The 11,700-nt window shown below is 48.5% G+C and carries 12 protein-coding genes and 1 tRNA gene; 6 read left to right on the top strand and 7 right to left on the bottom strand.

Annotated features, from left to right (window positions below; all coding sequences use genetic code 11):
* Positions 1–65: 65 nt before the first annotated feature.
* The 3 genes from RBT11_08665 to purM form a co-directional block, all read right to left on the bottom strand.
* A complete protein-coding gene (locus RBT11_08665; protein MDX9786835.1) occupies positions 66–1,892 on the bottom strand; it encodes a glycosyl transferase in 1,827 nt (608 codons plus the stop codon).
* A 91-nt stretch (positions 1,893–1,983) separates the two neighbouring features.
* Entirely contained in the window at positions 1,984–2,136 is a 153-nt protein-coding gene (locus RBT11_08670) for a hypothetical protein (GenBank protein ID MDX9786836.1), read from the bottom strand.
* A gap of 5 nt (positions 2,137–2,141) precedes the next feature.
* Entirely contained in the window at positions 2,142–3,185 is a 1,044-nt protein-coding gene (purM, locus tag RBT11_08675; GenBank protein ID MDX9786837.1) for a phosphoribosylformylglycinamidine cyclo-ligase, read from the bottom strand.
* A gap of 195 nt (positions 3,186–3,380) precedes the next feature.
* Between purM and RBT11_08680 the strand changes: the two genes are divergently transcribed.
* From RBT11_08680 to RBT11_08705, 6 genes are all read left to right on the top strand, one after another.
* On the top strand, positions 3,381–4,550 hold the full coding sequence (locus tag RBT11_08680) for an aminotransferase class I/II-fold pyridoxal phosphate-dependent enzyme (GenBank protein MDX9786838.1): 1,170 nt from the start codon (positions 3,381–3,383) through the stop codon (positions 4,548–4,550).
* 27 nt (positions 4,551–4,577) lie between these two features.
* A complete protein-coding gene (locus RBT11_08685) occupies positions 4,578–5,891 on the top strand; it encodes a homoserine dehydrogenase (protein MDX9786839.1) in 1,314 nt (437 codons plus the stop codon).
* Between the two features lie 29 nt (positions 5,892–5,920).
* The gene (thrH, locus tag RBT11_08690) at positions 5,921–6,520 is read left to right on the top strand and encodes a bifunctional phosphoserine phosphatase/homoserine phosphotransferase ThrH (protein MDX9786840.1); all 600 of its coding nucleotides are present in this window, start codon (positions 5,921–5,923) and stop codon (positions 6,518–6,520) included.
* Positions 6,521–6,525: 5 nt separating this feature from the next.
* On the top strand, positions 6,526–6,954 hold the full coding sequence (locus RBT11_08695; protein ID MDX9786841.1) for a thioesterase family protein: 429 nt from the start codon (positions 6,526–6,528) through the stop codon (positions 6,952–6,954).
* A 40-nt stretch (positions 6,955–6,994) separates the two neighbouring features.
* Positions 6,995–7,309, top strand: coding sequence for a DUF167 domain-containing protein (locus RBT11_08700; GenBank protein MDX9786842.1), 315 nt, complete (start codon positions 6,995–6,997; stop codon positions 7,307–7,309).
* Between the two features lie 47 nt (positions 7,310–7,356).
* Positions 7,357–7,433 (top strand) — tRNA-Met (locus tag RBT11_08705).
* A gap of 27 nt (positions 7,434–7,460) precedes the next feature.
* Here the strand turns inward: RBT11_08705 and RBT11_08710 are convergent.
* From RBT11_08710 to RBT11_08725, 4 genes are all read right to left on the bottom strand, one after another.
* On the bottom strand, positions 7,461–8,654 hold the full coding sequence (locus RBT11_08710; protein MDX9786843.1) for a tyrosine-type recombinase/integrase: 1,194 nt from the start codon (positions 8,652–8,654) through the stop codon (positions 7,461–7,463).
* A 654-nt stretch (positions 8,655–9,308) separates the two neighbouring features.
* Positions 9,309–9,596: a hypothetical protein gene (locus tag RBT11_08715; GenBank protein ID MDX9786844.1), complete on the bottom strand. Its 288-nt coding sequence runs from the start codon at positions 9,594–9,596 to the stop codon at positions 9,309–9,311.
* An 855-nt stretch (positions 9,597–10,451) separates the two neighbouring features.
* Positions 10,452–10,631 carry a hypothetical protein gene (locus RBT11_08720; GenBank protein MDX9786845.1) on the bottom strand — a complete coding sequence of 60 codons (180 nt, stop codon included), beginning with the start codon at positions 10,629–10,631 and terminating at the stop codon, positions 10,452–10,454.
* 47 nt (positions 10,632–10,678) lie between these two features.
* Positions 10,679–11,542, bottom strand: coding sequence for a hypothetical protein (locus tag RBT11_08725; GenBank protein MDX9786846.1), 864 nt, complete (start codon positions 11,540–11,542; stop codon positions 10,679–10,681).
* Positions 11,543–11,700 lie beyond the last annotated feature (158 nt).

Here is an 11,700-nt window from a genome sequence, read left to right on the forward strand (position 1 = left end):
GTTTATTCCCCTTAATGCGTGTTAGCTTTCCAGCTTCCCGGCTGTCAGCTTGCGGCCAAGCCGGATTAAGGGGTTTCATCGATGTCCGCCAGTTTAATGGCGAACTGTTTTAAAAACAGGTTATTGGTACGACAGGCATCCGTTATCCGTTTAATTTTATCTTTTCCATGACCGTTGAAAGACACCACCATTCCGTCTGGTTTGTATTCGGCAACCAATCTCGGCAGATCTTCAAATCGACCCAGAATCGGGTATCCTTGAAGTTTTTTGCCGACCTTGAGCACATCATCGTCGAGAAAACCGGTGGGTTTCAATTGAAGACGATGATTGTTCATGATTTCCCGCAGTAAAAATTCTCCGCCTCTGCCGGCGCCATAGATCAAAACGGTTTTACCCGTCAGGGTTTTGCGTTTCATGGTATCCAGAAATATTCTAAAGGAGCCCCGGGTGCCCAATAGCAATCCTGTGGTGACCAGCCAGTCGATCACAAAGACCCCTTTGGAAAATCCATCAAACCGGTAGAAAAAGGTGACGATGCCCACGGATACCAGGGAGGCCAATGTCGACGCCTTTAAGTGAACATAAACGTCATTGGCGCTCATATACCCCCAGATTCCCCGATAAACGCCGATGATGAAAAAGATAAGGAGCTTGCACGCGATGATGGCCGGCATGGAGCGAAGAAACACAACAAAATAGGCGGGGAAAACAGCCTGATCATATCGCAGCCTGTAGGATAGGTAATAGGAAAATGCCACCAGACCAAAATCGAGTATAACCATTAGTAACTGTTTTTTATAGGTAAGTTCCAGCAGGATCGGCGTATAGGGCCGATCCCGAAGAACTGAAAACTCCTTTTCGGGGTATATGCGAAGCTGCGATAGATAAACCCCCATGAGAATGATGGCAAGCGCGACCGGAATGATGACAACCGGTGAGGTCAGGGTGTCATTTTTGCTGACAAATACAGCCGCAAAACCAGAGACGATACCGATCAGATATAAAAACCGAACAGCCGCCTTTTCCGTCAATCCCATCAGTACCAGTCGGTGAGAGGTATGGTCCTTTCCGCCGACGGATGCTTTTCGGCCGCTTAACAGCCGAATGAGCGTGACAAGGGTGGTATCCAGAATGGGAACCATCAACAGCAGGACCGGAACCGCATAGGGCGTTATCGGGTTGGTGGAAATGGTTTCAGAATGGTAGAGCGACATCATGGCCAGTGCGTATCCGATCATCAGGCTGCCGCTGTCCCCCATGAAAATGGTGGCGGGCGAAAAATTATAAAAGAGAAACGCGGCCAGCGCGCCTGCCAGAATCATAGCGGATATGGAGATCAGGGGGTCTATGGTGAAAAATAAATAGGATAGAAAGCATGCGGCAATGAGCCCGATGCCGGCGCACAACCCGTCCATGTTGTCGATGAGGTTGAAGGCATTGGTGATGCCGACTATCCAGACGATGGTCAGGGTGGTGTCCAGTGTCAGGGATGAAAACCAGTGCAATCGAAATCCCAGAAAGGCTGCGATGGAGGCGATCAGAACTTGGCCGATCAGTTTGGTGTGCGGTTTGATACGAATATAATCATCCAATAGCCCCAGACAAAAACAGAGGGTCATGCCCAGCCACAAAACCGGGCCGATCGGAAGGGGGGCTTGCTGTCCGGAAGGAAGAGATGCTTGTCTTAACAGGATGGAAAAATCAGTTACATACAGCAATGTCAGCCCGGTACTACAATAGATGGCGATGCCGCCCAAAAGGGCGGTGGGCCGCTTATGCCATCGCTCATCGGACGGATAGGCTATCCATCCTTTTTTTTTAGCAACGTGTCTCACCAGTGGTGTTAAGAAAAGACACAGGATGAACGAAATTATTGGTAAATACTTATTCATAAACCCAATCGAAACAACCGGGAAGAAAATCGGCTGTTCCCGTCATCCTTTTTTTGGTCGGCACCCAACGGGTGCGCAATCAACCTCGCGTTCAGTTTTTGCAAACAGGCGCTTTCCGCTTGCCTTCCGATATCCATTTTAAAAGGCGTTTGATCGGCTTGATGAATACGCCAAAAACACCGTGCTTGTCACGGGCGGATGCCGGTGCGCCGGTTTTCGGGGGAATGCCTGATAAAGGTGACATTTGCGCTATACCCATTGGATTTTTGCGGCGGCTTTGTTCCGTTCCGCGATTTCTCCAATAACAAAGGCTTGTTCATCCATGGCGCGGAGTCGCTGCATGACCTCGCTCACCGCTTTTTCCGGGACAACCGCGATAAGGCCGATGCCGTTATTAAAGGTTCGCAACATTTCTTTAGGGGTAATATTGCCGCCTTGCCGCAGAAAAGAGAAAATCGGTGGAATCTCCCATGCCCCTTTTTTCAGAATGACTTTGCAGGCGTTGGGAATAATGCGAACCACATTTTCAACGATGCCGCCGCCGGTGATATGCGCCAGCCCGAGGATGGGCAGATCCCGAATCAGCCCCCGGATGGTCTCGGAGTAAATTTTGGTGGGCGTCAGCAGCTCTTCCCCCAGTGTTCGACCGAATTCGGGCATATAGGTGCCCACTTTCAACTTCAGAACATCAAAGCAAATTTTACGGACTAGGGAATACCCGTTGCTGTGCAGCCCGCTGGAGGCGATGCCGATCAGTTGATTGCCCACATGAATTTCAGAACCGTCGATAATCTCATCATTATCGACCACGCCGACGGTGAAACCGGCCAGGTCGTATTCGTTTGGTTTATACAACCCCGGCATTTCAGCGGTTTCCCCGCCGATAAGCGCGCATTTGGCTTGCATGCAGCCTTCCGTGATGCCCTGAATGATGGCCGTGGCGGTATCGGTGTTGAGTGCCCCGACCGAAAGATAATCAAGGAAAAAAAGGGGTTTTGCACCCTGAACCGCGATGTCGTTGACACACATGGCTACCAGGTCAATGCCGATGGTATCGTGTTTGTCCATTAAAAAGGCGATGTTGAGTTTTGTGCCCACCCCATCGGTTGAGCTGACGAGGACCGGATTTTTAATGTTTTCGACATTTAGGGAAAACAGTCCGCCGAAGCCGCCGATTTCACCCATCACTCCGGGCCGGGAGGTCTGCGCCGCCAGTTTTTTAATGATTTTGACAAACTTGTTCCCTTTATCGATATCAACCCCTGCGTCGGCATAGGTGATGGACTCCGCCATAAAAATCTCCTTCAATAACGTGCTTTACCCCTGAATTTTACGACAAAAATTAGACCCCTTTGCCCGAAATGTCAAAACAAATTTTTTTGACATTACCCTTGGTGTATTGTAATTAAATGCTTTTTGTTGATTGAATCCGTTTAAAGCGGCGTTATATTACTGGCGACCCCGATCGCCCAAGATAATGAGGTTAGCATGATGAAACAATTTGCACGGCTTGACCGACTCCCCCCTTACGTTTTTGCCACCGTAAATGAAATAAAGATGGCGGCGCGGCACGCCGGTCAGGATATCATCGATCTCGGCATGGGCAACCCGGATCTTGGAACGCCGGAGCATATCGTCGACAAGATGGTGGAGGCCACCAGAAAATCCCATAATCATCGATACTCCGCGTCCATGGGCATCCGGAAGCTGAGAATGGCTATCGCGGACTGGTACAAACGTCGCTTTGATGTGGACATTGATCCGGAAAACGAAGCCATTGTGACCATCGGCGTAAAGGAGGGTTTGAGCCACTTGGTGCTGGTGACCATTCGACCCGGAGATGTCGTGTTAACACCAACACCGACCTATCCGATTCATCCTTTTTCCGCCATCATTGCCGGTGGGGATGTACGCGGCATTCCCCTGGGGCCGGATCAGGATTTTTTTGAAAACCTGGTCACTGCCACCCGTCAAACCTGGCCCAAACCCAAAATGCTGATCATCAGCTATCCCCATAACCCGACCACGGAAACTGTGGAGCTCGACTTTTTTGAAAAAATCGTGGCCTATGCCAAAGAACACGATATCATGGTGGTGCACGACTTTGCCTATGCCGATCTGGTTTTCGACGGGTACAAGGCGCCGAGCTTCTTGCAGGCCAAGGGTGCCAAGGATGTCGGGGTCGAATTTTATTCCCTATCCAAAAGCTACTCCATGGCTGGTTGGCGCGTGGGGTTTTGTGTGGGCAATCCGGAAATCGTGGGCGCGTTGCGCCGCATTAAAAGTTATCTTGATTACGGCATTTTTCAACCGATTCAGATTGCTTCCATCATTGCCCTGAACGGTCCGCAGGAACCGGTTCAAGAGATTTGCATGACGTATCAGGAGCGCAGAGATGCGCTGATCACCGGCATGAACCGGGCAGGATGGCCGGTAGAAAGTCCAAAGGGCACCATGTTTGTCTGGGCGAAGATTCCCGAAAAATATATTCACATGGGTTCCGTGGAATTTTCCAAAATGCTGATTCGCGAGGCGCAGGTGGCGGTTTCTCCCGGGCTGGGTTTCGGAGAATACGGGGATGAGTTTGTGCGGTTCGCGCTTATTGAGAATCCCATGCGAATCAGGCAGGCGATACGCGGTATTCGCAAGATCATGTGATTGCATCATGGATAAAGGAGGGCCTTCATGCGGCGGATTAACATCGGGTTGCTGGGGTGCGGTACGGTCGGAACGGGCGTTGCCAGAATTTTGCTGGAACGAAAGGCGCTTATCCGCGCTCGTGTCGGGGCTGAGCTGGTCCTGAAAAATATTGCGGATATCGAAGTCGATCGGGACCGGGGCCTGAATTTATCCCCCGGTGTGATGGTGGCCGATGCCTGGCCGGTCGTGGAGGACCCATCCATCGATATCATCGTGGAGATGATCGGCGGCGACCGGATTGCCCGGGAACTCATGCTGCGAGCCATCGAGAACGGCAAACATGTGGTGACCGCCAACAAAGCGCTCCTGGCCCTTCACGGAAATACGATTTTTAAGGCGGCTGCCGAAAAAGGGGTTGATCTGGCCTTTGAAGCCAGTTGCGGCGGCTGCATGCCGATTATTAAAACCCTTCGGGAATCGCTTGTTTCAGATCGCATTCATGCCATGACCGGCATTTTAAACGGCACCTGCAACTTCATTCTTACGAAAATATTGCAGGATAAAAGCCCGTTTGCCGATGCATTGGCCCAGGCGCAAGCCGAGGGGTACGCGGAAGCGGACCCCACCCTGGACATCGAAGGGATCGACACCGCTCACAAGCTTGCGATACTGACTGCCCTGGCCTACGGCATGGAAATTAATTTCAAGGATATTTATACGGAAGGAATTTCCAGAATAACGCCGCTCGATATTCAGTTCGCCGATCAGTTCGGTTATAAAATCAAGCTGCTGGCCATAGGGAAGGAAAAAGACGGCAAGGTCGAGTCCCGGGTCCATCCCACCATGATTCCGGCGGACAATCTGCTTTCCCATGTGGATGGCACCTTGAACGCCTTGAGGGTATCCGGTGATGCCGTGGGGGATATCGTGCTAAACGGGCGTGGGGCGGGCATGATGCCGACGGGCAACGCGGTGGTTGGTGATATTGTTGATATTGCCAGAAACATGATGACGGGCGCTGTCGGCAGAATCCCTCTTTTGTCTTATCAACCGGACAGTATTCGCAAGCTTCCGGTGTTGCCGATGGAAGAGATTGAAACGCAGTATTATTTCCGGTTTTCAGTACTGGATCAGCCCGGGGTGTTGGCCGCGATTGCCGGAATCTTAGGCAAAAACCGCATCAGTCTTCGCTCGGTTCATCAAAAGGGGAGAAAGAACGAAGGCCCCGTGCCGATCGTCATGTTTACGCACATGGCCCGCGAAAAAGATGTGAATACCGCTCTTAAAGAGATTGCGAATCTGAATGTGGTGGCCGATCAGCCGATGCTGATTCGTATCGAAGATGAGAATGGAGAGTAAAGACCTTTAACTTATTAAGAGAGTTGCTTATGCAAATTGTGTGTTCGGACCTTGAAGGGGTGTTTGTTCCGGAGATATGGATCAATGTGGCGGAAAAGACCGGAATTCAGGAGCTTCGGTTAACCACTCGGGATATTTCGGATTATGATGTGTTGATGCAGCGGCGCATCGAAATTCTGGCGCAAAACGGACTTAAGCTTAAAGATATTCAACAGGTTATCTCCGGCATGGATCCGCTGCCGGGGGCCAAAGCCCTTCTGGATTGGCTCAGATCCCGAATGCCGGTCATTATCGTCTCCGACACCTTTACCCAGTTTGCCAGCCCACTCATGGAAAAGCTCGGATGGCCGACGCTTTTCTGCAATACCCTCACGATCGACGATGATGGCGCCATCGTCGGATATCAGTTACGCCAGCCGGATGGAAAGCGAAAGGTTGTGGAAGCCTTAAGACAATTAAATTACCGTATTATCGCCATGGGAGATTCTTATAACGATATCAGCATGCTTCAAAAAGCGGATGCCGGCATCCTTTTTTGTCCGCCGGAAAATGTGATCAAAGAATATCCCGAATTGCCGGTGACCCGGAACTATGACGAATTAAAGACCCATCTGCAGCAGGTGATGTGATCCTTATGTACGCACATCGAACCACCTATCGGGTTATTTACGGGGATACGGATTCAATGGGCGTGGCCTACCACGCCAACTACCTGCGATGGTTTGAGATCGGGCGAGCGGAACTGTTTCGCGCCATGGGGCTGACCTATAAGCAGATCGAGGAAAAAGGTTATTTTCTGCCCCTTTCCGAGGTTAATTGCAAGTATCTGTCCTCAGCTAAATACGATGATGAGCTCGTGATCGAGGCAGTGCTGGACCTGTCCGTTAAAGCAGGGGTCAAATTCGACTATGTCATTTACCGGCAGGCCGGCACGGAAGTCGTTGCCAAGGGCAGCACCTTGCACGCCTTTGTGAACGGGGGCGGAAAGGTGGTGCGGCCCCCCTTGTTTTTTCGGCAGATTGTCGGAAACGGAGCAGGCGACGAGGGAGACACGACCGCATAGTGCCATAACGCCAACGAACGCAACAAATCTAAACAACCTAATGAAATTTATCTGCCCAACCTGGATTACAGAAAAACTGGACGGGTTTATAGTAACGGTTTTTGTCCAACCGCGTGCCTCCAAAAATATGGTTGCCGGTCTTCACGGGGAGGCGCTTAAGGTGAGGCTTACGGCTCCGCCCGTGGATAACGCCGCCAACAAAATGTGTGTGGAATTTCTTTCCAAGTGCCTTAAAATACCCAAATCCTCGCTTGAAATCGTTTCCGGTCAAACCGGCCGCACAAAACACATTTTCGTTCGGGCCACCGATGACAAACAGGCCCTGATGCGAAAAATTGAAGCCTTAGCGGACTAATCGCTTGACACCCAACGGCTTCTGGGCTATTAAGTTCACCACATTGATGCGGGGTGGAGCAGTCTGGTAGCTCGTCGGGCTCATAACCCGAAGGTCGTTGGTTCGAATCCAGCCCCCGCTACCATAATAAAATCAAGGGCTTATGCAATTGCTAAGCCCTTTTTTTGTCTCTGTATACGGCCAGTGGGACAATATTGGTACACACATCGTCCATATTCGCTGTCTCCCCCTCCACGCTCTCTATTTTTTCGATTTCCGTCCGCGCCGTTTCTATAGACCGTAAGAAGGCGTTTCCATCGGCCCGCGTTTCCTGCGGTATCCAGGCGTAATACTTCTGAAAAATCATCTGTAGAGAAGAATGCCCCAGCATGTTTTGAACCCAGCCGACATCCTCTTTGGCCGAGATCATCATCGTTGCGAAAGTATGTCGCGTTTGTATAGGGGGTCGATATGGAATACCGACTTTTTCAAGAGCGGGGCTCCAGACCTCCTTGCGGAAGTGGTCCGGGGTCATTCGGTTGCCATCCTTTGTCAGGAAAATATGTTTGCCACCGCCAGTCAGTTTTTTTTGCTCCGCCAACGCATCAATTACTTGGGGCAAACATTTAATGTACCGCTTTGATTTTTTTGTTTTCGGAACACCGTCCTTTTTATACACAAAGGTCCTGTGAATGAAAATTTGTGGCTCCGGGTTCATATCCGCTAAATAATCCTGCCACTCCAATCCATTTAGTTCCCCTGCCCTCATCCCAGTAAAAAACGCAACACAGACATAGGGTCTGTACCAGGGATTAACGGCACCAAGAATGAGTTGGATTTCTTGGTATGACAGCGGATGGATTTCTGGAGCTTCCTCCGGGAGCCTTTTAATCTTTCGCATCACGTTACTCTCTACGATATTCTCTTGATGAGCAAAATCAAAAACGGATTTCATTGGCACCAGAATATTATTGGCTCTTTTAGATCCTACCTTCAATAGGCTTCTGAACTTTACCACGTCGTGATAAGAGATTTCTTTTATCGGCATATCTTTGAAAACCGGTAGTATATGGCCGTTCATGGCGGACACATAGTCGGGCCATGTGGAATGTCTCACCTCCGTTTTGTGGATAATAGCCCATTGTTTTGCGACTTCGCCGAAGGTAATGAGTTCCTCTGGCAGTGTTTCGGGTCGGTCCAGTTGGCTGTATTCAATCAGATTGGACAAATATAAATCCCTTAAATCTCTGGCTACCTTAACATCAGCGGTATTCAAAGACCGTTTGAAAGTGGTACCGTTGTGCCTTTTACGAAAGTAAAAAATACCGTCTCTGTCTTGTAAATGCCTATTTTTATTTTTTGCCATTAGCTAATCCTCCAATCATCATTTGAGGATAGCCTCGGCTTTGCCCTTAACGCTCGTTTTTGCTTATTCTCTGTCTCCTTTCGCCAAATTGTAAATTTTTCCTGAAAGTCCTCTACCTCTTTACGATAATACAGAATACGGCTTGACCCAGGGGCTTTGAAAAAACTAAACAGTCCCCGTTTCCGCCAATTTTTTACTGTATTGTCCGATACCTTAAAATACGATGCCACTTCACTTTGAGTCAACAACTCATTTTCCCATAAATCGTCCTTTCTTTCCATTTAAAACACCTCGTAATATTTTGATTGACACGCCGTTCGCTGGGTTCCCAGTGGCATCAAATTGCCTTGGCGTTGCCACGTCGCCTGTTTTGGATTTGCGACCGTGTGAAGCCGGCAGCGTTGGGCTCCGACTCCTGTTTTGGCCCGAGGTGTGTGGGCCTGAAGTTTAATGAGATTTCGCTCATGCCCCGGCGGGGGAAATTGTATTCCACCAACCGGGGCTTCAATCAGTTTTCTGAGATTGTAAACGTTTACGATCCTATGATCGCGGTGTCGTTTCTACGATCCGCACGGTATACGAATTTCTCTACTACACTACCCATAGTCGCACCTCCTTGTTAGTTGGGGGCTTGTTTCATCCCCCAGGTTAAAATTAATCCTTTTTAAGCGCACCACGAAAAAGGTTAATGCGCTCTAAAATTTCTTTAGTGTCCTTATTAGTCACTGCAATATAAAAAATAAGCTCGGACGGGTCTTGAATTGCATTAGAAGCAGCATAGTAGACCAGTTCATCATAACTAAATTCATCTATGTCCATCGGAACATTAACAATCACATAGGATTTATGCCATACTACAAGCGTAATATCATCCCGGCCCTCATATTTTTTCAGTATTTCCTGAGCTTCATCATCAAGGTATGCTTCCGTAAATCTTGCCATATTAAAAATCTCCTTTAAAAAATGGTTGGTTGTTTTGGGCGGGTGCTCCAGTCAGGCGGGCATAAAAAAAGCCCTGCATCCTGTAGAAACACCTCACCCGTCAATAAAAATTTGGGTAAAGAGTTAATTTAACAGGAGCAAGGCTTATATCTATATATCTGCTTGCTCGACCTCCCTTGACACTCTATTGTCTCTTCAAGGGCATTTCTAAATTTCTACAGTGTATAAACCGGCATCATCAATGATAGTAGTTCATCTACACTGGCGGGAAGAAACCCGACTGTCCTACGGCGCTTTTCCATGCACCGATAATGGTTGAATAAGCAATCTGTGTGCCAAAATATTAACGCCCCGTATTGAATGGAGATGATAGATTTTCTCGGAAAAAGTGGAAGTAAATTACATAGGCGATATGAATTAAATTACCAAATTTTGAGAAAAAAAGTAAACAGTCTTCAGCCAAAAAAATCAGAAAAGCTACCAGAGGTATTGGATAAAAATATCATAGAAACAATTTACTTATTTCTACCACCTTGAAAAGAAGTAAAATATTTTTACTTTTATTTTATTAGAGCTCGTAAACCTAATGTAGATGCTCATTTACGGTGTCTCATAAAATTTCCAATATTCGGCTTTATGCGAAAATGTTTTGTGATAGGTCGCAATACGAAAGCAAACAACCAAGCAGAAACGGGAAAGGGTGTGCAGATGGGAACGGTGTCCAGTGCTATGATGCGGAATTGTGGCTATGGGATGAACTACAGTTTATATTATTTTAATACTACCAAGCACGAGTGGGGCTTTATCAAAACTATTTTCGGGCCGGCTCAATAGGCTTTCACCTTCGCTGCAGTTTCAATGATCCGACTTCCTCCCTCTCAAAAAGGCATCCAGCGCCTCAATGATTACACCGGAAAAATCAGTCTCGTTTTCCTCTGCATACCTTTCCACCCGTTCTGCCAGACCGCAGGGGATGTCAATGGTCATGGTTTGAGTGAGATCGGAGCACTGGTCATCGAATGGAGGTTTTGTCATGGGTCTCCTGTCTATATTTTTTGGTGAAATTGCCTTGGCCGGCTTGGTCACAAATACCTTTGAGTAAGATACCGGGCATACTCTGAATGTTCCTCCGGTAGTTTATTTGCCATAGAAACAATGAGTTCCTGATAGGTGAGCGAATGGAACATTATACCATCAGATTTCGCCACCTCTGAAAACTCGGTGATTTCATCCCGGTGCTGTTTGCCCTGATCGCCCAAGACATCATACCAGAGGTAAAGCAGGCGAAATCCACCTATTCCAAACTGACGTTTGAGACCGAGGATATGCTTTACGAGCTGTGCCGGGTGCAAATGGGCGAACTCATTATCATCGGGGGATATGCGCTTTGAGAGCTTCAGCAAGCTGGGGATATCATTCCAGAGGTCATCAAGGTCAAAATACTGGGATTTGAGCCCGCCATGCTTATGAGCCCCATAGGCTTCAGAGAATTTGCATTCGACGGCAAACCTTTTGAATTTTGAGGATGGCTGATTATGGAACACAACGTCAATGTTTGGATGGAACCCGAATTTGTCGCTGATGGGATACTTCTCCTCGAAACGAATATCGAATGAAACCTGCGATCCCATCCGACAAAGCCCACATAAGGATGCCATCGCCGGAACCGCATTTATTGATTTCCAATACTGGAACACGTTGACCCCAAGCGCTGAGGATGAGTGCACCGCCTGCATTTTACCGGGAAACTCAGTTGATCCGAGCTCTCCACCATCTCCACCCGCAAATGATTCCCGAACCTCTGGCAAAAGTGGCTGAAACAGATTGTGCTCCAGTTTTGAAGTGTAGGCAAGACGTCCGCGAGTCCCCTTGCTTCCAACCAGGGTGAGACCGGAATTCGCAGCCCATGCAGTCTGTTTGGCTAAAATGTAGTCGTACCCGTTCATTTTTCCCCTTCCGCCGCAATGCATATATCGGTGCTAAGGCCATTGGGATCAATCTGCCACAACTCTTTGAATTTATCGACAAGTTAACACAAAACATGAGAGGGGGAGACAGTGTGAGGCACGGTTAAAAATTATTGCAACCAATGGGATCATCCTGC

The sequence above is a fragment of the Desulfobacterales bacterium genome (assembly GCA_034003325.1).
Taxonomy (GTDB): domain Bacteria; phylum Desulfobacterota; class Desulfobacteria; order Desulfobacterales; family JAFDDL01; genus JAVEYW01.

Bases quoted from the DNA above. Each gene is read 5' to 3' on its own strand.
- RBT11_08715 (MDX9786844.1), bottom strand. From the start codon at position 9,596: ATGGCAAGATTTACGGAAGCATACCTTGATGATGAAGCTCAGGAAATA.
- thrH (MDX9786840.1), top strand. From the start codon at position 5,921: ATGCAAATTGTGTGTTCGGACCTTGAAGGGGTGTTTGTTCCGGAGATA.
- RBT11_08710 (MDX9786843.1), bottom strand. From the start codon at position 8,654: ATGGCAAAAAATAAAAATAGGCATTTACAAGACAGAGACGGTATTTTT.
- RBT11_08695 (MDX9786841.1), top strand. From the start codon at position 6,526: ATGTACGCACATCGAACCACCTATCGGGTTATTTACGGGGATACGGAT.
- RBT11_08685 (MDX9786839.1), top strand. From the start codon at position 4,578: ATGCGGCGGATTAACATCGGGTTGCTGGGGTGCGGTACGGTCGGAACG.
- RBT11_08720 (MDX9786845.1), bottom strand. From the start codon at position 10,631: ATGACAAAACCTCCATTCGATGACCAGTGCTCCGATCTCACTCAAACC.
- RBT11_08680 (MDX9786838.1), top strand. From the start codon at position 3,381: ATGATGAAACAATTTGCACGGCTTGACCGACTCCCCCCTTACGTTTTT.
- RBT11_08665 (MDX9786835.1), bottom strand. From the start codon at position 1,892: ATGAATAAGTATTTACCAATAATTTCGTTCATCCTGTGTCTTTTCTTA.
- RBT11_08725 (MDX9786846.1), bottom strand. From the start codon at position 11,542: ATGAACGGGTACGACTACATTTTAGCCAAACAGACTGCATGGGCTGCG.
- RBT11_08670 (MDX9786836.1), bottom strand. From the start codon at position 2,136: ATGTCACCTTTATCAGGCATTCCCCCGAAAACCGGCGCACCGGCATCC.
- RBT11_08700 (MDX9786842.1), top strand. From the start codon at position 6,995: ATGAAATTTATCTGCCCAACCTGGATTACAGAAAAACTGGACGGGTTT.
- purM (MDX9786837.1), bottom strand. From the start codon at position 3,185: ATGGCGGAGTCCATCACCTATGCCGACGCAGGGGTTGATATCGATAAA.